The 22,612-nt window shown below is 64.3% G+C and carries 19 protein-coding genes; 4 read left to right on the forward strand and 15 right to left on the reverse strand.

All coding sequences use genetic code 11. The features are described from left to right. Positions 1-5: 5 nt before the first annotated feature. The 3 genes from GEV02_RS27430 to GEV02_RS27440 are packed head-to-tail and all read right to left on the reverse strand — an operon-like array spanning position 6 to position 3,617. Positions 6-1,457, reverse strand: coding sequence for an aspartate aminotransferase family protein (locus GEV02_RS27430; RefSeq protein ID WP_152841060.1), 1,452 nt, complete (start codon positions 1,455-1,457; stop codon positions 6-8). A gap of 21 nt (positions 1,458-1,478) precedes the next feature. Next, complete coding sequence (locus tag GEV02_RS27435; protein WP_152841061.1) at positions 1,479-2,849, reverse strand: glutamine synthetase family protein; 1,371 nt, start codon at positions 2,847-2,849, stop codon at positions 1,479-1,481. Between the two features lie 15 nt (positions 2,850-2,864). Beyond that, positions 2,865-3,617: a gamma-glutamyl-gamma-aminobutyrate hydrolase family protein gene (locus tag GEV02_RS27440; protein ID WP_152841062.1), complete on the reverse strand. Its 753-nt coding sequence runs from the start codon at positions 3,615-3,617 to the stop codon at positions 2,865-2,867. Positions 3,618-3,692: 75 nt separating this feature from the next. On the opposite strand from GEV02_RS27440, the gene pdxR reads away from it, so the two are divergent. Then, on the forward strand, positions 3,693-5,204 hold the full coding sequence (gene pdxR, locus GEV02_RS27445; RefSeq protein ID WP_152841063.1) for a MocR-like pyridoxine biosynthesis transcription factor PdxR: 1,512 nt from the start codon (positions 3,693-3,695) through the stop codon (positions 5,202-5,204). Continuing rightward, a complete protein-coding gene (locus GEV02_RS27450; protein ID WP_152841064.1) occupies positions 5,201-6,346 on the forward strand; it encodes an MFS transporter in 1,146 nt (381 codons plus the stop codon). Before pdxR ends, GEV02_RS27450 begins: the two co-directional genes overlap by 4 nt. Here GEV02_RS27450 and GEV02_RS27455 read toward each other — a convergent pair. The 11 genes from GEV02_RS27455 to GEV02_RS27505 all read right to left on the reverse strand — a co-directional run bounded on the left by GEV02_RS27455 (position 6,343) and on the right by GEV02_RS27505 (position 21,057). After that, positions 6,343-7,188, reverse strand: a complete 846-nt coding sequence (locus tag GEV02_RS27455; RefSeq protein ID WP_070270980.1) for an ABC transporter permease — start codon at positions 7,186-7,188, stop codon at positions 6,343-6,345. The genes GEV02_RS27450 and GEV02_RS27455 overlap by 4 nt on opposite strands. Next, positions 7,185-8,096: an ABC transporter permease subunit gene (locus GEV02_RS27460; protein WP_152841065.1), complete on the reverse strand. Its 912-nt coding sequence runs from the start codon at positions 8,094-8,096 to the stop codon at positions 7,185-7,187. Before GEV02_RS27460 ends, GEV02_RS27455 begins: the two co-directional genes overlap by 4 nt. A gap of 14 nt (positions 8,097-8,110) precedes the next feature. Then, a complete protein-coding gene (locus tag GEV02_RS27465) occupies positions 8,111-9,232 on the reverse strand; it encodes an ABC transporter ATP-binding protein (RefSeq protein WP_152841066.1) in 1,122 nt (373 codons plus the stop codon). A 106-nt stretch (positions 9,233-9,338) separates the two neighbouring features. Beyond that, the gene (locus tag GEV02_RS27470; RefSeq protein ID WP_152841067.1) at positions 9,339-10,709 is read right to left on the reverse strand and encodes a glutamine synthetase family protein; all 1,371 of its coding nucleotides are present in this window, start codon (positions 10,707-10,709) and stop codon (positions 9,339-9,341) included. A 51-nt stretch (positions 10,710-10,760) separates the two neighbouring features. Then, positions 10,761-13,484 (reverse strand): nitrate reductase, encoded by a 2,724-nt coding sequence (locus tag GEV02_RS27475; RefSeq protein ID WP_152841068.1) that lies wholly within the window; start codon positions 13,482-13,484, stop codon positions 10,761-10,763. Between the two features lie 18 nt (positions 13,485-13,502). Further along, positions 13,503-14,717, reverse strand: a complete 1,215-nt coding sequence (locus GEV02_RS27480) for an NAD(P)/FAD-dependent oxidoreductase (RefSeq protein WP_152841069.1) — start codon at positions 14,715-14,717, stop codon at positions 13,503-13,505. Between the two features lie 106 nt (positions 14,718-14,823). Next, positions 14,824-15,171 (reverse strand): nitrite reductase small subunit NirD, encoded by a 348-nt coding sequence (gene nirD / locus GEV02_RS27485; protein WP_070270974.1) that lies wholly within the window; start codon positions 15,169-15,171, stop codon positions 14,824-14,826. A 10-nt stretch (positions 15,172-15,181) separates the two neighbouring features. Beyond that, positions 15,182-17,713: a nitrite reductase large subunit NirB gene (gene nirB / locus GEV02_RS27490; protein ID WP_152841070.1), complete on the reverse strand. Its 2,532-nt coding sequence runs from the start codon at positions 17,711-17,713 to the stop codon at positions 15,182-15,184. Positions 17,714-17,727: 14 nt separating this feature from the next. Next, positions 17,728-19,035: an MFS transporter gene (locus GEV02_RS27495; RefSeq protein WP_152841071.1), complete on the reverse strand. Its 1,308-nt coding sequence runs from the start codon at positions 19,033-19,035 to the stop codon at positions 17,728-17,730. A 295-nt stretch (positions 19,036-19,330) separates the two neighbouring features. Beyond that, entirely contained in the window at positions 19,331-20,086 is a 756-nt protein-coding gene (locus tag GEV02_RS27500) for a LytR/AlgR family response regulator transcription factor (protein WP_152841072.1), read from the reverse strand. A 5-nt stretch (positions 20,087-20,091) separates the two neighbouring features. Then, on the reverse strand, positions 20,092-21,057 hold the full coding sequence (locus tag GEV02_RS27505) for a sensor histidine kinase (RefSeq protein ID WP_152841073.1): 966 nt from the start codon (positions 21,055-21,057) through the stop codon (positions 20,092-20,094). Between the two features lie 160 nt (positions 21,058-21,217). Here GEV02_RS27505 and GEV02_RS27510 point away from each other — a divergent pair, with 160 nt between their 5' ends. Beyond that, on the forward strand, positions 21,218-21,628 hold the full coding sequence (locus GEV02_RS27510; protein ID WP_152841074.1) for a hypothetical protein: 411 nt from the start codon (positions 21,218-21,220) through the stop codon (positions 21,626-21,628). A gap of 38 nt (positions 21,629-21,666) precedes the next feature. Then, on the forward strand, positions 21,667-21,864 hold the full coding sequence (locus GEV02_RS27515; RefSeq protein WP_152841075.1) for a hypothetical protein: 198 nt from the start codon (positions 21,667-21,669) through the stop codon (positions 21,862-21,864). Here the strand turns inward: GEV02_RS27515 and cobA are convergent. After that, complete coding sequence (gene cobA, locus GEV02_RS27520; protein WP_152841076.1) at positions 21,854-22,609, reverse strand: uroporphyrinogen-III C-methyltransferase; 756 nt, start codon at positions 22,607-22,609, stop codon at positions 21,854-21,856. The two genes, GEV02_RS27515 and cobA, sit on opposite strands and share 11 nt — an antisense overlap. Positions 22,610-22,612 lie beyond the last annotated feature (3 nt).

A 22,612-nucleotide genomic window follows, 5' to 3' on the forward strand; every position in this document is an offset into this window, starting at 1 on the left:
CTGAATTACAGCCAGCCGCGCTGCTGAACGTCCGCGTAGGTCAGGTCCAGGCAGTGGCGAATCAGCGCGATCATTTCGTCGATCTGCGCGCAGGTCATCACCAGCGGCGGCGCGATAATCATGCGGTCGCCGACGGCGCGCATAATCATGCCGTTGCCGAACATATAGCCACGGCAGACCATGCCCACCGCCAGCTCCTCGTCGAACGGCACATTCTCGTGCACGGTAGCGCCTTTGACGCGCACCAGATTCAGCCCGGCGACGAAACCGCAGCTGTCAGCATAACCAACCAGCGGATGATCCGCCAGCTCGGCAAAACGCTTTTTCAGATACGGCCCGGTCTCGCTGCCGACACGCTCGACAAGCTTCTCGTCTTCGATGATGCGGATATTTTCCAGCGCCGCAGCGCAGGCTACCGGATGGCCCGAGTAGGTAAACCCGTGATTGAACTCGCCGCCCTTCTCGATCAGCACATTGGCCACGCGGTCGCCGACCAGCACACCACCCAGCGGCACATAGCCAGACGTGACGCCCTTGGCGAAAGTAATCAAGTCCGGCTTGATGCCAAACAGCTCAGACGCAAACCACTTACCCAGCCGGCCGAAGCCGCAGATCACCTCATCGGCGATCAGCAGGATGCCGTACTTGTCGCAGATGCGCTGGATCTCCGGCCAGTAGGTGGCAGGTGGAATCACCACGCCGCCCGCGCCCTGTATCGGCTCGCCGATGAAGGCCGCGACCTTGTCCGCGCCGACCTCCAGGATTTTCTTCTCCAGCCACGATGCCGCTTCGATGCCGAATTCGTCCTCCGTCATGCCGCGACCGGACTCCAGATAGTTCGGCTGGCCGATATGAACGATGCCGGGAATCGGCAAGCCACCCTGCGCGTGCATGCCATCCATGCCGCCCAGCGACGCGCCGGCCACAGTGCTGCCGTGGTAGGCGTTGTGGCGGCTGATGATGGTGTGGCGTTCCTTGTAGCCCAGCACATCCCAATAGCGGCGCACCATGCGCAGATTGGTGTCGTTGCCTTCCGAGCCTGAGCCGGTGAAATAGACGTGATTGAACTGCGGCGGCGAAATCTTCACCAGCTTGGCCGCCAGCTCCACCGCCGGGATATTGGTGGTGTTGAAGAAGCTGTTATAGAACGGCAGCGTCTCCATCTGCTTGTACACCGCTTCCGAAATGCTGGTGCGGCCGTAACCGACATTGACGCACCACAGGCCGGACATGCCGTCCAATACCTTCTTGCCTTGCGAATCCCACAGGTAGATGCCCTCGCCGCGCACCATCACGCGCGCGCCTTTTTCGCCCAGCGCCTTGTGGTCGGTGAAGGGGTGCATGTAGTGGGCCGTGTCCAGCTTCTGGATGGCGGCGGTGTCATACACTTCCGGACGCGCTGCGGCCTTCACCGACGCGACCAGGGAGGCGCCAGGCGCCAATGGATTGTTCGACATAGTGGTTCCTATCAAAAGTGATCAGACGTGCAGCAGCAGGTGCTCACGCTCCCACGGGCTGATGACGGTCATGAATTCCTGATGCTCCAGATCCTTGATCGCGGAGTAGACGTCGATGAAGCGGTCACCCAGAACGCTGCGCAGCTTGTCCTCGCCGCGCAGCAGTTGCAGCGCTTCCGGCAAGCCTTGCGGCAGTTCGACCATCAAATCGTAGGCGCTGCCGACGGTCATCGGCGTCGGCTCCAGCTGCTCGGTCATGCCAAGGTAGCCGCAGGCCAGCGTGACCGCCAGCGCCAGGTACGGGTTGGCGTCCGCGCCGATGATGCGGTTCTCCACGCGGCGATCCTGCACACCCGATTCCGGCACACGGAAACCGACGGTACGGTTGTCCATGCCCCACTGGATGTTGATCGGCGCAGCCGTGTGGCGCACGATGCGGCGGTACGAATTCACATACGGCGCGACGATCGCCATCGCCGACGGCATGTAGCGTTGCAGACCGCCGATGTAGTGCTTGAAGATCGGCGCGGCCGAGCCATCGTCCGCGCTGAAGATGTTCTTGCCGGTCTTCAGATCGACCACGCTCTGGTGCACGTGCATCGCGGAACCCGGTTCGCCCGCCATCGGCTTGGCCATGAAGGTTGCGTACATATCGTGCTTGAGCGCCGCCTCGCGCAAGGTGCGCTTGAAGAAGAACACCTTGTCGGCCAGGCCGAGCGGATCGCCGTGCAGGAAGTTGATTTCCATCTGGCCGGCACCGATTTCGTGAATCAGCGTGTCGACGTCGAGGTTCATCAGGTCGCAGTAATCGTAGATGTCTTCGAACAGCGGATCGAACTCGTTCACCGCATCGATGCTGTAGACCTGGCGGCTAGTTTCCGCACGGCCGCTGCGGCCGATAGGCGGTTTCAAAGGCAGATCGGGATCGCTGTTCTTGGCGGTCAGGTAGAACTCCAGTTCCGGCGCCACGACAGGTTTCCAGCCTTTGTCGGCATACAGCTTGAGCACGCGGCGCAGCACGGAGCGCGGCGCGAAATCGACCAGGCGGCCGTCGGAGAAATAGCAGTCGTGGATCACCTGCGCGGTCGGATCGGTGGCCCACGGCACCATGGTGATGGTGGTCGGATCGGCCTTCAGTATCATGTCGCGGTCGGTGGTGGAGATGGCGCGGTCGTAGCCTGCGTCCTCCACCGGGTAGTTGCCGGTCACGGTCATGCCCAGCACCGCTTCGGGGATGCGCATGCCGCGCTCCTGGGTGAACTTACCGCGCGGGAGGATCTTCCCGCGTGCCACGCCGGTCAAGTCGGGGACCAGGCATTCAATTTCGGTGACGTGCTTCTCGTTGAGCCACAGGTCCATGTCGGTATAAGTAAAATTTTCGCGGATTGCCATGGTTCTCTCTCTTTTTTAGCGTTGATTTTTATAGTTGCGGCAGGCCTCGCCGAAGGCCTTGAATAATTTGACGGAATCGGGGTTCTCCGTCAGGCGCCACTCTGGATGCCACTGTACCGCGAGCGCAAAACTCTTGGCGTCTGCTACGCGGTAGGCTTCCACCAGGCCGTCGTCAGCGCGTGCTTCCACGGCCAGCGATGGCGCCAGTTGGGCGATGCCCTGGCCATGCAGCGAATTGACCATGATTTCCGAAGCGCCGCCCAGAATGCGCGCCAGTTGACCGTCCGGCTCCAGCAGCACGCGATGCGACGCTGCGTATTGCTGCTCCAACGGCTGGTCTTTGCGCTCGCGGTGATCGGCCATGCCGGCCACGTTGTGCACCGCCTGGTGCAGCGTGCCGCCCAGCGCCACGTTCACTTCCTGAAAGCCGCGGCATATCGCCAGCAGCGGTATGCCGCGCTTGAGCGCCGCCCGAATGAAAGGCAGCGTGGTGGCGTCGCGCGCCGCGTCCTGCGGCAGCGACGGTTCCAGCACTTCCTGCCCATACAGGCCGGCGTGCACGTTGGAAGGTGAGCCGGTCAGCATGACGCCGTCGGCCAGCGCCAGCAGCGCTTCAAAATCCGTGGCCGCGCCCAGGGCCGGCATGATGAGCGGCGTGCAGCCCGCCCCGTCGGCCACTGCGGCGACATATTTGAACTGGGCCGTGTGGTTGGCATGGGCGCCGATCTGGTTCACACAGGCGGGGACAATGACAATTGGGCTACGCATGTCTTCATCATATGCCTATTTTGGTATCATTGTGAGTGCCACTTGTTTAAAATTGATGGAACCACTTTGAGTATCATGCCGCATCCCCTGTCGCCCACTTCCGATCTGCTAGCCCAAACGCTGGCACTATCCGGCTTCCATCCGCGCCTGCCGCAGCAGCGCCGTTTGTACGAGGCGGCCAAGAGCGCCATCCACCGCCAGCTGCTGGGCGCGGGCAGCAAACTGCCGTCCAGCCGCGACCTGGCGCGTGATCTCGGCATCTCGCGCAACACGGTGATCGCGGCGTTCGAACAGCTGGCGGCCGAGGGCTACGTCACCAGCGCGATGGGCAGCGGCACCTACGTGGCGGACCTGCAGGCGCAACGCGCCAGCATGCGCGGTTCGGGGCCGGCGCCGCGTGGATCGTCGCAGGGCCGCGCCGCGCGCTTGTCCAAACGGGGCCGCGAGTTGACCAGCTTTGCGGCCGGCCCGCGTTTCGAGATCCAGCCCTTCGCACCGGGCGAGGATGATTTTTCGTCCTTCCCCTTCAAGCTGTGGCAGCGGCTGCAAAACCGCATCTGGCGCGAGGCGCGCACCGACCTGCTGGACTACGGCCAGTCCGGCGGCCACCTGCCGCTGCGCCAGGCCATCACCGAATATCTGCGCCTGTCACGCTCCGTGAAAGTGACGGTGGATCAGGTGATGATTACAGCCGGCACCCAACAATCGCTGGACCTGTGCGCGCAGTTGCTGGCCGATGCCGGCGACACCGCCTGGGTCGAAGATCCGGGCTACTGGGGCGCGCGCCGCGTATTCCAGTCACGCGAACTGAAACTGCATCCGATCGCGGTCGACGACGACGGTATGGTGCTGAAGGAGTCCGACCTCGCCACCAAGCCGCGCCTGATCTATGCAACGCCGTCGCACCAATATCCGACGGGCTCCGTCATGAGTCTGGCCCGCCGACGCGAGCTGCTGAACATCGCCGTGCGCAAAGATGCGTGGATACTGGAGGACGACTACGACAGCGAATTCCGCTACACCGGCCGGCCGCTGGCCGCCCTGCAAGGCCTGGACATCGACGACCGCGTGCTCTACATGGGCACCTTCTCCAAGGTGCTCTACCCCGGCATCAAGGTCGGCTACCTGGTGGTGCCGCCGGCGCTGGTCGATGGCTTCAAGAGCGCGCTGTACGACCTTCAGCGCCCCGGCCAACTGACGGTGCAGGCGGTGCTGGCGGACTTTATCGCGCTGGGCCACTTCACCACCCACATCCGCAAGATACGCCAGACCTACGGCGCCCGCCGCGAACTGCTGCGCCGCACGCTGGTGCAACAGCTCACGCCTCGCCTCGGCGGCAAGGTGACGATCTCCAGCGAAGAATCCGGCCTGCATCTGGTGGTGCAGCTGCCCGACGACGCCGACGATGTGGCGCTGGAAGCGGCTGCCGCCGCTGCGGACATCCGCGTCAAGGCGCTATCGACCTATTACCTCGCGCAGCCGACCCGGCGCGGCCTGCTGGTCGGCTACGCCTACTGCACGCCGGAGAAGATCGCCCACTACGGCCGCATCCTGGCGGACCTGATCGCAGACGGGGTGCAAGCATGAAGACCATGCCATGGCGAGACTTCTGCGCGCTGGTCAGCAGCATCGGCGTGGTCGGGCTGGGACTGGGCGCCACCATCCCGTTGACGGCGCTGCGGCTGGACCAGCGCGGCATCGGCACCGACATCATCGGCATCATCACCGCCGCCAGCGCCTTCGGCATCCTGGCCGCCACGCCCTTCGTCTCGCGCTGGGTGGCACGCTACGGGCCGCGTGGCTGCATGCTAGGCGCCATCACTGCAAGCGCGCTGTCCACCGCGTTGATGGAAACGACCGACAACCTGCTGCTGTGGGGTCTTCTGCGCTTTGTATTCGGCGCCTGCATGGGCGTACTGTTCACCATCGGGGAGGCGTGGGTCAACCATCTTGCGCCAGTCAACTCGCGCGGACGCGTGGTCGCCATGTACACCACGGCGTTCACACTGTTCCAGCTGATAGGCCCTGCACTTGTGGCGGGCCTGGAGGGCAAGGTAGCGTGGCCGTTCGCCGCCTGCGGTGCGCTGTTCCTGCTCGCGCTGCCCGGCATGGCTCTGATCGCCGACGACGCGCATCACGACGAGGACGAGCCGCACGTCTCGTGGCGCGCGGTGCTGCCGCGCATGCCGATGATCGCAGTCGGCGCGGCCTTCTTCGCGCTGTTCGACACGCTGGCATTGAGCCTGCTGCCGCTGTATGCGATCCGCCAGGGCATCGTCACCGAACTGGCGCTGCTGTCGGCCACGGTGGTGCTGGTCGGCGACACCGCGCTGCAATTCGCCTTCGGCTGGCTTGCCGACCATGTGGGACGGCGGCGCGTGCATACCGGCTGCGGCATCGCCGTCTGCGTGCTGCTGCCGCTGCTGCCCTTTGCGGCCGGCACGCCGTGGCTCTGGTGGATACTGCTGCTGATGCTGGGTGCTGTGGCGGGAGCGATCTACATGCTGTCGCTGGTGGCGTGCGGCGCGCGCTTCCAGGGACAATCGCTGGTCGCGGCCAGCGCCGTAGTCAATGCCAGTTGGGGTATCACCAGCAGCGGCGGGCCGCTGGTGACAGGTCTGTTGATGCAGATCGCCGGCATCAATGCGCTACCGGCGGTGCTATGGTGCGGCGCGGCGATCTTCGTCGCCTGCGCCTGGTGGGAACACAAACAGGGCTACGTGGATTAACCCTTGGCCGCAGCAGCCACCTGCTTCTGGCGCAGGCGTTCGTTGCGGGCGATGTACAGGCTCGATGCGATCACGCCGATCGACACCACCAGGATGGTCAGTGCCGCCACCGCGTTCACGCGCGGATCGAGGCCGAGACGCGCACGAGAGAAGATCACGATAGGCATCGTCGACGAGCCGGGGCCGGACAGGAAGGCCGACAGCACCACGTCGTCCAGCGACAGCGTGAACGTCAGCAGCCACGCGGAACCCAGCGCCTGCGTGATGTTCGGCAGCGTCACCAGGAAGAACACCTGGTACGGACGGCAGCCCAGGTCCATCGCCGCTTCCTCCAGCGACTTGTTCATCTCCTGAAGGCGCGACTGCACCACCACCGCCGCATAGGCCATGCCCAGCAAGGTGTGGCCAAGCCAGATCGTCACCAGGCCGCGCTCCGGGAAGCCGAAGGCCTTCTGCACCGACACCAGCATCAGCAGCAGCGACAGGCCGATAATCACTTCCGGCATCACCAGCGGCGCACTGACCATGCCCGAGAACAGCGTACGGCCGGCGAAGCGCTGGTAGCGGTTCAGCACAAACGCCGCGAACGTTCCCAGCACCACCGAAGCGCAAGCCGTCAGCAGCGCGATGCGCAGCGACAGGCCGAAGCCGCTGATGATTTCCGAGTCGTTCATCAGCTCCGCATACCACTGGGTCGAGAAGCCGCTCCAGATCATGTCCTGGCGCGAGCTGTTAAACGAGAACACCACCAGCACCACGATGGGCAGGTAGAGGAACAGATAACCCAGCGACAGCCAGCCGCGCCCGAACCAGCGCTGCACGAAGTTGGAATGTCCTTTCATGGGCGGGCCTCCTGCTCTGCCTTGTATTTATTGAAGATCGCCATCGGCACCAGGATCAGCAGGATCACCACCACCGTCACCGAGGACGCCAGCGGCCAGTCGTTATTGGTGAAGAATTCGTCCCACAGCTGGCGGCCGATCATCAGCGTTTCCGGGCCGCCCAGCAGCTCGGGAATCACGTACTCGCCCACCGCCGGAATGAACACCAGCATGGTGCCGGCGATGATGCCGGACTTCGACAGCGGCACCGTGATGCGCCAGAACGCCTGCATCGGCGTCGCGCCCAGGTCGGCCGCGGCCTCCAGAAAGCGCAGGTCCATCTTCACCAGGTTGGCGTACAGCGGCAGGATCATGAACGGCAGGTAGGCGTACACCATGCCGATAATGAGCGAGAACTGCGTGTTCATCAGATGCAGCGGCTCGTTGATCGCACCTATGCTGATCAGGAAGTGGTTCAGGATGCCGTTGTTGGCCAGGATGCCCTTCCATGCGTAGATGCGCAGCAGGAAGGAGGTCCAGAACGGCATCATCACCATCATCAGCAGCACCGGGCGAACGGTCGGCTTGGCGCGCGCCATGAAGTAGGCGAACGGGTAGCCGATGATGAGGCACAGCGAGGCCGTGATGGCGGCGAACTTGATGGAGTTCAGGTAGGTGATCGCATACAGATCATCCTGCGCGATGAACAGGTAGTTGGATACCTTGACCTTGAGCGTGATGACGCCGTCGGCCAGCGTCATCAAGGTGCCGAAGGGGTTGCCGCCGGCGTCCGCCTCGGTGAAGCTGATGCGCATCACGATCAGGAACGGCACCAGGAAGGCGAACGTCAGCCACAGGAAAGGCACGGCGATCACCACGTTGCGGCCGGTGAGCCAGCGCCCGGTCAGCAGGTTCTTGAGAAATTTCATGGCTGCGCTCCGCCTTAGCTGGTCAGCACGACGACGTCGGCGCCGTCCCACCACGCGTAGACGCGCTGGTCGCGCTTGAGCGCCGATTCGTCATGGCGGGCCGCGTTGGTGCGCGAAACTTTCATCTCCATGCCGCTGTCGAGGCGCACGTGGTACAGCGTCTCGTTGCCGAAGTAGGCCATCGCCGTGATCGTGCCCTGCACGCAGTTGTAGCCATCCTCGCTGGCGTTGGCGCGCTGCGCCGCGGTCGGCGCCTCTGCCTGCACGGCGATCTTCTCGGGACGCACGGCCACCGACACCGCCATGCCCATCGTGCCGGTGATGCCGTGGGTGACGTAGTGGCGGCCTTCCGGCGTTTCGATGATGACGTGGTCCGGTTCATCGACCGACACGCTGCCGTTGAACATATTGACGCTGCCGATGAAGTCCGCGACAAAGCGGCAGTTCGGCGTTTCGTAGATTTCACCCGGCGCGCCCACCTGCAGGATGCGGCCTTCGCTCATCACCGCGATGCGGGTCGCCATGCTCATGGCTTCGTCCTGGTCGTGCGTCACCATCACGCAGGTCACGCCCACTTCCTCGATGATGCCGACCAGCTCCATCTGCGTGCGTTCGCGCAGCTTCTTGTCCAGGGCGCCCAGCGGCTCGTCCAGCAGCAGCAACTGCGGACGCTTGGCCAGGCTGCGCGCCAGCGCCACGCGCTGCTGCTGGCCGCCGGACAGCTGGTGCGGCTTGCGCTTGCCGTAGGCGGTCAGCTGCACCAATGCCAGCATCTGCTCAACGCGGGCGGCGATTTCGTCCTTCGGCAGGCCGTCGCGGCGCAGGCCGAAGGCGATGTTGTCCCACACCGTCAGGTGCGGGAACAGCGCGTACGACTGGAACATCATGTTGATCGGGCGCTCGTACGGTGGCACGCCGACGATGTCCTTGCCACCCAGCGTGATCTGGCCCTGGGTCGGCGTTTCGAAACCGGCCAGCATGCGCAGCAGCGTGGACTTGCCGCAGCCGGAACTACCCAGCAGCGCAAAGATCTCGCCCTTGTTGATCGCCACCGACACATCGTTGACGGCGCGGACGCCGTCGAATTCCTTAACCAGGTTGCGGATCAGCAGGAAGGGTTCTCGCTCTTGGGTCATGTTATTAAAATATAAATGATATTAATAATATTACGGGAAAACCCGTGAAAAGTAGGCCGACCGCAGGCCGCGCGCTTGGTCGAACCCGTGATTATAAATGACGCAATCACACATGCAACAGCAGGTGCTCCCGCTCCCACGGGCTGATGACGGTCATGAACTCCTGATGCTCCAGTTCCTTGATCGCCGTGTAGACGTCGATGAAGCGTTCGCCCAGCACATCGCGCAGCCGGTCCTCGCGCCGCAGCAGCTCCAGCGCCTGCGGCAGCCCTTGCGGCAGCTCGAACAGATGGTCGTAGGCGCTGCCGGTGGTCATGGGCGTCGGCTCCAGCTGGTCCACCAGGCCCAGGTAGCCGCAGGCCAGCGTCACCGCCATCGCCAGGTAGGGATTGGCGTCGGCGCCGATGATGCGGTTCTCCACCCGGCGCTGTTCGACGCCCGATATCGGAATGCGGAAGCCCACGGTGCGGTTGTCGATGCCCCACTGGATATTGATCGGCGCGGCCGTGTGGCGCACGATGCGGCGGTAGGAGTTCACATACGGCGCCATGATCGCCATCACCGCCGGCGTGTAGCGCTGCAGGCCGCCGATATAGTGGCGGAAGTGCGCCGACGGCGAACCGTCCGCCGCGCTGAAGATATTGCGGCCAGTGGCGGCGTCGCTCACGCTCTGGTGCACATGCATCGCCGATCCCGGCTCGCCCGCCATCGGTTTGGCCATGAAGGTGGCGTACATATCGTGCTTGAGCGCCGCCTCGCGCAAGGTGCGCTTGAAGTAGAAGACGTTGTCGGCCAAGGCCAGTGCGTCGCCGTGCTGGAAGTTCAGGCCCATCTGGCCGGCGCCGGTTTCGTGGATCAGCGTGTCGACGTCGAGGTTCATCAGCGCGCAGTAGTCGTAGATATCCTCGAACAGCGGATCGAATTCGTTGACGGCGTCGATGCTGTAGACCTGGCGGCTGGTCTCGGCACGGCCGCTGCGGCCCACCGGCGCCTTCAGCGGCAGGTCGGGATCGATGTTCTTCTCGGTCAGGTAGAACTCCAGCTCCGGCCCCACCACCGGCGTCCAGCCGCGGTCCGCGTACAGCTTGAGCACGCGCCGCAGCACCGAGCGCGGGGCGAAATCGACCAGCGTGCCGTCGGCGAAGTAGCAATCGTGGATGACTTGCGCGGTCGGGTCGATGGCCCAGGGGACTTTGGTGATGCTGCCGGGGTCCGCGCGCAGTATCATGTCGCGGTCCGTTGAAGAGATGGCGCGGTCGTAGGCCGCGTTCTCGGTAGGGTAGTTGCCGGTGACGGTCATGCCCAGCACCGCCTCGGGGATGCGCATGCCGCGCTCCTGGGTGAATTTGGCGCGCGGCAGGATCTTCCCGCGCGCCACGCCCGTCAGATCGGGCACCAGGCATTCAATTTCAGTGACGCGATTCTCGTTGAGCCACTGGTCCATATCGGCATCGGAGAAATTTTCACGGATAGACATGTTCGCTCTCTGTGGTCATGATCAAGCGATCGATAGTCTAATTTACCATGTTTACAACCTTTCTTCTGCTGCCTCCACGCGGGTTTGCACAAGAATTTTCTTGATCTCCGGGACGCAGGAACCGCAGTTGCCGCCCGCCTTCAGGCAGGCTGTCACTTCGGGCACCGTCTTCAGGTCTTTTTCGATGATGGCGTTGCAGATGGTGTTGCGGCCCACGCCGAAGCAAGAGCATACCGTCGGCCCGGTATCGGCGCCCTTCTCCACCGGCATGCCGACCAGCAGGCCGACGCGATCGATTTCGCTGAGCTCCTGCTTGACGAACAGGCTGGCCAGCCACGCGCGCGACGGCATGTCCTGGCGCGGCGACAGGAAAATGCACTGCTCGATGCGGTCGTTCACCACGTGCACGGCGCGGTACACGCCGGCGGTGCGGTCTTCGTATTCGAGCCAGTCGGCGTCCAGATCCCGCACGCCCAGCAGCGTGCGCGCCCAGTCGCTGAAGTCCTTGATGGTGTTGCGGCCGGCCAGTTCGTAGCGGGCGAACTCGCGGCCCTGTATCCGCGTCCAGTGGGCCACGCTGTCGAGGCTCATCTCGGTGCGGCTGAGGATAAAGCCATGCCAGTTCACGCGGAACTGCTCGATGCGCACCGGCGTGTGCTTGAACTCAGGCTCGCCGGAAACCGGATCGACCACCGGGTTGACCAGCGCGCCGACGCGGGCGTCGGACGAGGTCTGGCCCGACCAGTGGATGGGAATGAACACGCTGCCACGCGGGATGCCGCCGCCGTGCTGCACCCGCGCCACCATCGCGCCCCACTCCGAGCTGACACGCGCCAGTTCACCTTCGCGCACGCCGTGCAGCAGTGCGTCCTGCGGATGGATGTCGACGAAGGATTCGGCGATGTGGTCGGCCAGCGTGGCGGATTTTCCGGTGCGCGTCATCGTGTGCCACTGGTCGCGCACGCGGCCGGTGTTGAGCGTCAGCGGGAAATCCTCGCTGACGGCGTTGGCCGGCGCACGCGTGGCGGTAGCGATGAAGCGCGCCTTGCCATCTGCGTGGGCGTAGACATTGTCCTTGAACAGGCGAGCTTCCGTTTGCAGCTCGCCGGAAGCGGTGCGGCGTACTGGCCATTGAGTCGGTTCCAGTTCGTCGTACTCCCGTTGATTCAGCCCTGCCAAGCCGGACATGTCGAACGCGCGCGGCACGTCGCCGACGGCGTTGCGGAAGCCGCTCAAACGCGCATGCTCGTCGAACACGCCGTGGGCGCCGCAGAAATCGAAGCCGCCATAACCCATGCGCTGCGCGAACAGCGACAGGATCTTCCAGTCCGGAAGCGCCTCGCCGGGCGCCGGCAGGAAGGCGCGCTGGCGCGAGATGCGGCGCTCGGAATTGGTGACCGTGCCGTCCTTCTCGCCCCAGCCCAGCGCGGGCAGCAGCACGTCGGCGTAGGCATTGGTGTCAGTGTTCTGCATGATGTCGGTGGCCACGACCAGCTCGCATTTCTCCAGCGCGCGGCGCACCTGGTCCGCATCCGGCAGGCTGACCAGCGGATTGGTGGCGATCACCCACACCGCCTTGACGGTGCCCACCTCGATGGCGCGGAACAGGTCGACCGCCTTCAGGCCAGGCTTGCCGGCGATGGAGGGAGAGTCCCAGAAAGTCTGCACCACGTCGCGATGGTCGGCGCGGTCCAGGTCCATATGCGCGGCCAGCATATTGGCCAGGCCGCCCACTTCGCGGCCGCCCATGGCGTTGGGCTGGCCGGTGATCGAAAACGGCCCCATGCCCGGCTTGCCGATCCGGCCGCCGATCAGGTGGCAGTTGATGATGGCGTTGACCTTGTCGGTACCGGCCGACGATTGATTGACGCCCATCGAAAACGCGGTGATGGTCTTGCGCGTGGCGGCGAAGGATTCGTAGAACTCCATCAGCACCGGCAGCTCGATACGGCAGATCTTGGCCACGGCGGCCGGATCGCTGCAATCGACGTTGGCCGTTTCCAGCGCCGCATCCAGGCCGTTGGTGTGCTCGTCGACGAAGGCCGGATCGACCGCGCCGATGCGCGCCAGGTAGCTCAGCAGGCCGTTGAACAGCCATACGTCCGTCCCCGCCTTGACCGGCAGGTGCAGGTCGGCCAGTTCGCAGGTGGCGGTGCGGCGCGGATCGATGACGACGATCTTCATCTCCGGCCGGCTCTCCTTGGCCTTGAGGATGCGCTGGAAAAGGATGGGATGGCACCACGCGGTGTTGGAGCCGACCAGCACCACCATGTCGGCCAGTTCCAGGTCGTCGTAGCACAACGGCACCAGGTCTTCGCCGAAGGCGCGCTTGTAGCCGGCCACCGCCGACGACATGCACAGCCGCGAGTTGGTGTCGATATTGGCGCTGCCGACGTAGCCCTTCATCAGTTTGTTGGCGACGTAGTAGTCCTCGGTCAGCAGCTGGCCGGAGACGTACAGCGCGACAGCGTCCGGCCCATGCTCGGCGATGATGGAGCGCCATGTGCCGGCCACCTTGTCCAGCGCATCGTCCCACGATACGCGCCGCAGGCCGCCGGCATCGCGCACCTGCGGATACAGCAGGCGGCCTTCCAGGCCTACCGTCTCGCCCAGGGCGGAACCCTTGACGCACAGGCGGCCCTTGTTAGCCGGGTGCAGCTTGTCGCCGGCGATGGCTATCGTGCCGTCGGCCTTGGGCGTCGCCTGCACGCCGCAGCCTACGCCGCAATAGGCGCATGTGGTGCGTACTGCCAGATGGTCGGTGGACAGGTTCAAGATGCTTGCTCGCTCAAATCATGCGGCGCGCGCGGAAAGCGCTTCGCCAAACAACAGGTTTTGCCGGATCGGCGTAATGTCGGTACGGTTCTGAATCAGGTTGAAGTACCACGGGCCATCCTTGACGTCGCCGTACAGCACGGCGCCGGTGACGCGGCCGTCCTTCAGCACCAGGCGCTTGTAGACGCCGCGCCGCGCATCGCGCAGCACCAGGTCTTCGCTGCCTTCGCCACCGACGAAATCACCGACCGAATACAGGTCCACGCCGGTCACTTTCAGGCGGGTCGGCGATGTCTGTTGCACGTAGCGGCGCACGCCGGCGCCGGCCAGGTGCGCACCGCACACGCGCGCCTGGTCCCAGATCGGCGCCACCAGGCCGAAGGTGGCGCTGCGGTGCTGCACGCATTCGCCGACGGCGTACACGCGCGGATCGTAGGTTTGCAGCGTATCGTCGACAACGATGGCGCGTTCGCAATGCAGGCCGGCCGATTTGGCCAGGTCGATATTGGGACGCACGCCGGCGGTCATCACCACCAGGTCCGCAGGGATTTCGCTGCCATCCTTGAAGCGCACCGCGCGTACACGGTCCGGGCCGGCGATTTCGGCGGTCTGCGCGTTCATCAGGAATTTCAGGCCCTTGGCTTCAAGTGCCTTTTGCAGCAGCAGCGCGGCCGGCTTGTCGAGCTGCTGGTTCATCAACACATCGGAGACATGGACCACGGTGACGGACATGCCCTGCCGTTGCAGGCCGTTGGCAGCTTCAAGGCCCAGCAGGCCGCCGCCGATCACCACGGCGTGGCGGTGATTGCGGGCCATCGCCAGCATGCTCTCCACGTCCTGGATGTCGCGGAAGGCCAGCACGCCTGGCAGCTGGTGGCCGGGTACGGGAATGATGAAGGGCTTGGAACCGGTGGCGATCAGCAGGCGGTCGTAGCGCACTTCCAGCCCGGAGCGGGCGCGGACGATGCGCTTGCGTCGGTCGATATGCTCGACCGGATCGCCCGCATGCAGCGTGATGCCATGCTGGACGTACCATTCGCGCGTGTTGAGCATGATGTCTTCCATGCTCTTCTCGCCCGCCAGTACAGGCGACAGCAGGATGCGGTTGTAGTTACCGTGCGGCTCGGCGCCGAACACGGTGATGTCGTACATGTCCGGCGCCAGCTTGTGCAGCTCCTCGACCGTGCGCATGCCGGCCATGCCGTTACCGATGACCACCAGTGATGGCTTCATTGAGTTACCCCCTCCGCAGTCATTCCCGCGCAGGCGGGAATCCATAGAACGCTCACCAGGATGCTGCGTATGGATTCCCGCGTGCGCGGGAATGACGGAATTTCGTTCACAGGCCTACCCACACTTTGCCGCCGTCGATGCGGGCGGGATAGGTGGCGACCGAATGCTCCGGCGCCTCCAGGCACTCGCCCGTTTGCAGGTCGAAGTGCTGCTTGTAGATCGGCGAGGCGACCACGATGCGTTCGCCCAGATTGCCCACCAGTCCACGCGACAGCACGGACGCTTCGGAATTCGGATCGTAGTTATCGATGGCGAACACGCGCGCGCTGCCGTCGTCCACATGGAACACGGCGACCTGCTGCTTGTTCAGCAAGGCGCACACGCCGGTGTTGGGCACGATGTCGTCCAGGTTGCAGACGGCGATCCAGTTATCGGTTTGAATATCGCGATGCATAATCTTCTCCTCAAGCTGCCTTGACTGCGATCGGAATCACGCGCTTGCGCTCTTCCACGGTGGCCGGACGAATCTGGCCGCGTTCTTCCATGAACAGCACGTTCTCGTCGCCCTTCTCGCTGTTGACGAAGTGACGGAAGCGCTTGCGGGTTTCCGGATTCTCGACAGCTTCCTTCCACTCGCACGCGTAGGTGTCGACCACGTGCTGCATATCGGCTTCCAGCTCGGCGGCGATGCCCAGCTTGTCGTTGACGACGACCTGCTTCAGGTAATCCAGGCCGCCTTCCAGGTTTTCGCGCCATACGCTAGTGCGTTGCAGGCGGTCGCCGGTGCGGGTGTAGAACATCAGGAAGCGGTCGATGTACTGGACCAGCGTGGCCTTGTCCAGATCCGTCGCCAGCAGCTCGGCGTGGCGCGGCTTCATGCCGCCGTTACCGCATACGTAGAGGTTCCAGCCTTTTTCGGTGGCGATCACGCCCACGTCCTTGCCCTGCGCCTCGGCGCACTCGCGGGTGCAGCCGGATACGCCGAACTTGATCTTGTGCGGCGTGCGCAGGCCTTTGTAACGGTTTTCCAGTTCGATCGCCAGGCCGATGGAATCGTCGACGCCATAGCGGCACCAGGTCGAGCCGACGCAAGACTTCACCGTGCGCAGCGACTTGCCGTAGGCGTGGCCGGATTCGAAGCCGGCGGCGATCAGCTCTTCCCAGATCAGCGGCAGCTGCTCGACGCGGGCGCCGAACAGGTCGACGCGGGCGCCGCCGGTGATCTTGGTGTACAGCTGGTACTTCTTGGCGACCATGCCGACTGCGATCAGGCCATCGGCCGTCACCTCGCCGCCCGGCATGCGCGGCACCACAGAGTAGGTGCCGTCCTTCTGGATATTGCCGAGGAAGTAGTCGTTGGTGTCTTGCAGGCTGGCGTGTTCCTTCTTCAGCACGAAGTCGTTCCACACCGACGCCAGGATGCTGGCCGCCAGCGGTTTGCAGACGTCGCAACCAAGGCCTTTGCCATGCTTGGCCAGCAGATCGCCGAAGCTCTTGATCTGGCCGACTTTAATCAGGTGGAACAGCTCCTGGCGCGAATACGCGAAGTGTTCGCAGACGTGGTTGTTGACGGCCATGCCGAGCTTCTTCATCTCGGCCTTCATCACCTGCGTCACCAGCGGCACGCAGCCGCCGCAGGAGGTCCCGGCGTTGGTGCAGCTTTTCAGTTCGCTGATGGTGGTGGCGCCGCCGGCAACCGCTGCGCACAGCGCGCCTTTCGACACGTCGTTGCAGGAGCAGATCTGCGCGCCTTCCGGCAGCGCATCCACGCCCAGGCCTGGCCTGGCCGCACCATCCGACTGCGGCAGGATCAGGAACTCCGGCGATTCCGGCAGTTCGATTTTGTTCAACATCATTTGCAGCAGCGTGCCGTACTCGCTGGCGTCGCCCACCATCACGCCGCCCAGCAGGTACTTGCCGCAATCGGAGACGACGATCTTCTTGTAGATCTGTTTGCGCTCGTCGGTGAACTGGTAGGAACGGCTGCCTTCGACCTTGCCGTGCGGGTCGCCGATGCTGGCCACGTCCACGCCCATCAGTTTCAGCTTGGTGCTCATGTCGGCGCCGGCGAATTCCGCCGCTTCGCCCAGCATATGCTTGGCCGCGACGCGCGCCATCTCGTAGCCCGGCGCCACCAGGCCGAAGATCAAGCCGCCCCACAGCGCGCATTCGCCGATGGCGTAGACGTCCGGATCGGAGGTGACGCAGTTGTTGTTGATCTCGATGCCGCCACGCGGGCCGATGGTCAGGCCGCTCTCGCGGGCCAGCATGTCGCGTGGGCGGATGCCGGCCGAGAAGACGATCATGTCCGCATCCAGATGGCCGCCGTCGGCGAACTCCATGCGGTGCGTGCCATCGACGCCGTCGACGATGGCGGTGGTGTTTTTACCCGTGTGGACGGTCACGCCCAGTTCTTCGATCTTACGGCGCAGCACGCGCGCGCCGCCGTCGTCCACCTGCACCGCCATCAGGCGCGGCGAGAACTCGACTACGTGCGTGTCCAGCTTCATGTCGCGCAAGGCCTTGGCGCATTCGAGGCCCAGCAGGCCGCCGCCGATGACGACGCCGGTCTTCGAGCGTTGGCCGCATTCGAGCATCGCTTCCAGGTCTTCGATGGTGCGGTAGACGAAGCAGTCCTTGCGCTCCTTGCCCGGCAGCGGCGGCACGAAGGGGAAGGAGCCGGTGGCGATCACCAGCTTGTCGTAGTCCAGCACATTGCCGTCGGCGGTGGAGACGGTCTTGCGGGCGGTGTCGATGCCGGTGGCGCGGGTGTTCAGGCGCAGCACCATGTCGTCGCGGTCGAAGAAGCCGGGCTTCACCAGCGACAGGTCTTCCGCCGATTTACCGGAGAAGAATTCGGACAGGTGCACGCGGTCGTACGCGGGGCGCGGTTCTTCGCACAGCACCGTCACCTGCAGATTGGCGGCGCCGCTGTTGGCCAGGCTTTCCAGGAACTTGTGGCCGACCATGCCGTGACCGATAACGATAATTTTCATGATGCGTTTTCCTCTTAAGCTGCCAGCTTGGATGCGATGGCGGTTTCTTCGACGGCGCTGCTGCTGAAGCGGGCCGCCAGCGCGCACAGCGCGGATGCGGCGACCACGAAGCCCAGGATGCTCAGCGTCTGCTGCGTGTTACCCAGGCCTTTCATCAGGAAGCCCGCAGCCACGGCGCCAACATTGCCACCGGCACCGATGATGCCGGCCACGCCGCCAAGGGCGCGCTTGTCGACGAAGGGCACGATGGCGTAGGTCGCGCCGCAGGCCATGTGGGTGAACAGGCCGAACACCAGCATGGCGACTATGGCCAGTGCGGCGGTGCCGGCGTTGGCGAACATCAGCAGGCCCGCGCCTTCGCCCAGCATCAGCACGAACAGCAGCGTGACGCGGTTATTCAGGTTGCCGATGGCGGCGAATTTGTCCGACACCCAGCCGCCCAGCGCACGGGCGAACAATGCCAGCAGGCCGAAACTGCCCGCCGCCATGCCGGCCTGCGCCAGCGTCAATTTGAAGTGGTCGACGTAGTAGATGGCGGCGATGTTGTGGATGAAGATCTCGATGCCGAAGCAGGCGCCGTAGGTGATAAACAGCAGCCATACGCGGTAGTTGGCGGAGGCCAGTTTGAAGCTCTCCCAGCCGCCTTTCTTTGCTCCCCCATCGATGGCGATACCTGCCGCGCGCAGTTCGCTGAAGTTCCCTTGCGGGCAGTCCTGCGTGTAGCGGTAGTAGACGCCGGCCATGACGATCATCAGCACGCCCGGCACGATCAGCGCAGCGCGCCAGCCGAAGCCCTCGCTCACGCCCAGCATGACCATGGCGGTCATTAGCAGCGGCATCACGGCTTGCGCCACGCCGCCGCCCGCATTGCCCCAGCCTGCGGCGGCTGCGTTGGCGGTGCCCACCACTTTAGGCGCGAACATCACCGAGGTGTGGTACTGCGTGATAACGAAGCTGGCGCCGGCCGCGCCGATCCCAAGGCGGAAGAACAGGAAGCTCTCGTAGCTCTGCGCGAAGGCGACGCCGATCACCGGGATGGACCCCAGCAGCAGCAAGCCCGTATAGGTTTTGCGCGGGCCGAAGTGGTCGCACAGCGGGCCGACCACCAGCCGCACGAGGATGGTGATGGCGACTGCCGCGATGTTGATGTTGGCGATCTGCGCGATGCTCAGGCCGAATTCCCCTTTAATCACCGGCATCAGCGGCGCGCAGGCGAACCAGGCGAAGAAGCAGACGAAGAACGCCATCCAGGTCAAGTGGAACGCCCGCATCTGAGGCGTTGAGATCGAGAAGAGCTTGATGCTGGTAGCTTTGGTGGCCATTTTTTATCCCGTTCAGAAAACAAAAAGGCGTCCGCGCAGCCACGATCACCTAAGACCGGGTTGGGCGGACGCCGTTGTCCTGCCAACCCGTCTTTGGGTCGGCGTATGTATTCGGGGGGATCGCCGTTGATCCCTTAGCCTCTGTATTGCAAGAGGCGTGCCAGAGTGGATTCGAGGCTGCTACAGAGGGAGAGCGCAGCGCAGCGCGTGGGCTGCGCGGCCATCATGCTATGTTGCGGTGCACGATTGCACGCTATCGGTGCGCGCCGGCGGTGCGCCTTGATGGTGCGACGTCCTAGTCGCGGAACACGTGGGCGAAGGTGCGGCTCACCGCCAGCACTTCATCGCTGCCCTTGACCAGCACCTGCAGACGCTCGTTATCGAGCCGCTCCACGGCCGCAATAGCATGGGCGTTGACGATGGTGCCGCGATGGATTTGCCAGAACAGCTCGGGGTCCAGCCCCTCCAGCAAATCCTTCAGGGCCACGCGGATCAGGGCCTCGCCGTCGGCCAGCACCACGCGGGTGTACTTGGTATCGGATTGCAAAAACAGCACATCGTTCACATTAATCAGGCGGATCTGCTTGCCGACGCTGGCCTTGAGCCATTTCAGCCGCTGGGCCGGAGCCTTCGCCAGCTGGATCTCGGCCAGCACACCTCCCAGCGCGGCGGGAGCCTGCTGCGTGCGCTGCTTCAGGCGGGCGACGGCGCGCTCCAGCGAGGCGATATCGACAGGCTTGAGCAGATAGTCGACGGCGCCGCGCTGCAACGCCTCCAGCGCGTGCTGGTCGTAGGCCGTCACGAAGACGACGTGGGAGCGCTCGGCGATGCGGCGGGCCACTTCGAGCCCGGTCAGTCCCGGCATCTGGATATCGAGGAAGACCACGTCCGGCTCGTGCTCCACCCAGGCGTCCCAGGCGTCGTTGCCGTTTTCCGCGACGGCGACGACGCGCGCCTGCGGCCAGGCCTGCGCCAGTTGGGCCAGCAGCCGCTCGCGCATCAGGGCCTCGTCCTCGGCGATCAATATGGTGGGGCTGTCGTTCAACGTCATCACCATTACTCCACGTTGGGAAGATAGAGCCTGGCGACGACGCCGGTTGGCGCATTTTCCTCTATCGTCAGGCGGGCTTCGTCATTGTAGATCAGCGCCAGGCGGTCATGAATGTGCTGCAGGCCCACGCCCTGCCCCACCGTCGCGCCGAAGCCGGCGCCGGTGTCGGCCACCGTCACCACAACCCGGTCCTGCTGGCGTTGCGCGCTGATGTCGATGCGGCCGCCCGCCGGTGCGCGCTCTATCCCGTGCTTGACGGCGTTTTCGACCAGCGTAAGCAGCAGCGTGGTCGGCAGCGTGAAGGCGCCCAGGTCCATCGGATAGTCGATCGAGAACGACAGCCGCTGGCCCAGGCGGGCCTGCATGATGCGCAGGTAGGCCTCGCAGATGGCGCAGTCCTCGGCCAGACCGATGGTGTCGGCGCGCAGGCTGGTCATGCTGGCGCGCAGGAAGGTGATCAATTCGGAGGTCAGCGCCGCGGCTTGCGGGGCTTTGTCTTCCGCCATCTGCTGGACCGCGCCGAGAGTGTTGAACAGGAAGTGCGGCTCGATCTGCGCCTTGAGCAGTCGCAGCGTCGATTCCAGCTCCTGGCGGCTGGCCCGCTCGCGCTCCAGGTTCAGACGGTCGCCGGTATAGACGATCGCGGATTTGAGCACCCGGCTCTGGACCAGCAGCATGGCCATCAGCGACAGGCCTATCAGCACGCCGAGCGGAAGATTCACACTGGCCTCCGGCGGGATGTCCGCCGATCTGTTCATGCCGGCGTTGAAGCCCCGGACGAAATCGATCGAGGCTTCAGCGATGCCGGTGATCAGGGAGCCGATAGCGGCGCACAACACGGCGGCGATCAGCAGGCGCGCGGCCGCCTCCAGCGTGCGGCGTGATCCCGAGGCGGGCTGCCGATCCGGCAAAGGGGCGCCGAACAGCCAGCAGGCAGCGGCGAAGATACGTGGATACTTGGTCGTTTTCATGGTCGTTGATGCCTGTTCCGGCACGGTTGGTTAATCACAGAGTGGAGTCTGTGCCTTTACCGCGCAGCCGACAGCATACATGAGACGAACGACGGTTTTACTCGACCAAACGACGGCCATGATATTGACGATACATTAACGTTGCCATATGCTGGTGTCCATGACCTTACGCCAACTGCTTACTCATGCCGCACTCGCCACCCTTGTAGCCACACCGGCCTTTGCGGCGCGCGTGCTTGATGAAGCGACGCTCAAGATTGACGGGCAGGAGCGCCGCTACTATCACCTGCGCGATACCGAAACGCCCGACGTAGCGCAGCCCATCGTGCTGCTCAGCGGATCGGGCTGCAAGGACTTCGGCAGCCGCGTGCCGTTCTTCTTTGAACGCTACCCGGCGCCGGTGGATGTCTACTTCCTCGAAAAGATCGGCATCCAGAAAGGTGCGGATGGTCAGGCCTGTTCCGAGTCCTACAATCAGGCGGACACCTTGGAGCGTCGAGTAAACGACACCCTGGCGTTCATCGGCCAGGAGCCGGCCTTGAAGGCGATGGCCTGTTCTACGATCCGCTGACTACCTACGCCAAATTGGATATCCCGATCATCGCAGCCATGGGTGAGAAGGATGACAGCGAGGCGATCGAATCCGGACGAGCCTTGCGCGACTACTTCGCACGTCATCCGGAAAAGAACTTCACCTTCATCGAATACCCCAACGCCGGCCATGCGCTTCAGGCGCCGGACAAGGCCAACCTGCAGGACTTCATCGCCGGCCTGGCGGCGTGGTTCAAGTCTGGCCTCAAGCGCTAGCGCGCACTGGTTCGATCAGCGCCTGCCAGTCGTCCGCGCAGCGTACCACGTCGCCGACGACGATGATGCTTGGGCTGCCTAGGCCGCTGTCGCGCAGTGCCTGCGGCAGTTGGCCCAGCGTCGTAAGTAGCTGCCGCTGATTATCGCGCGTGGCTGACTGCACTACCGCCACCGGCGTATCGACCTCCGCGCCGCCTGCCAGCAGGCCGGCCTGGATCGCGTCCACCCGGGCCACGCCCATGTAGATCACCAGCGTCAGGCCGCTCTGCGCCAGCGCTTTCCATTCCGGCTCGGACTCCGCATCCTTGCCATGGCCGGTGACGAAGGTGACGCCCTGGCTCCACGAGCGATGCGTCAACGGTATGCCGATGCTGGACGGCGCGGCCAGGCCGCTGCTGATGCCCGGCACCACATCGACCTCGATGCCATGCGCGCGCAGCGATGCGCGTTCCTCGCCACCCCGACCGAACATATACGGGTCGCCGCCCTTGAGCCGCACTACGCGATGCCCCGCCCTCGCCTCGGCGATCATCAGCCGCTCGATGAATTCCTGCGGCGTGGATGCGCAGCCGCCGCGCTTGCCGACCTGGATCACCCGCGCCGCAGATGGCGCGAAGCTGAGTATCTCCGGGTTGACCAGGTCGTCGATCAGCACCACGTCCGCACGCTCAATGGCGCGGACAGCCTTTAGCGTCAACAGTTCCGGGTCGCCGGGACCTGCGCCTACCAGGGTTACGATGCTCATGAT

Origin of the sequence: Rugamonas aquatica, assembly GCF_009380215.1 — a bacterium.
GTDB classification, from domain to species: domain Bacteria; phylum Pseudomonadota; class Gammaproteobacteria; order Burkholderiales; family Burkholderiaceae_D; genus Rugamonas; species Rugamonas aquatica_B.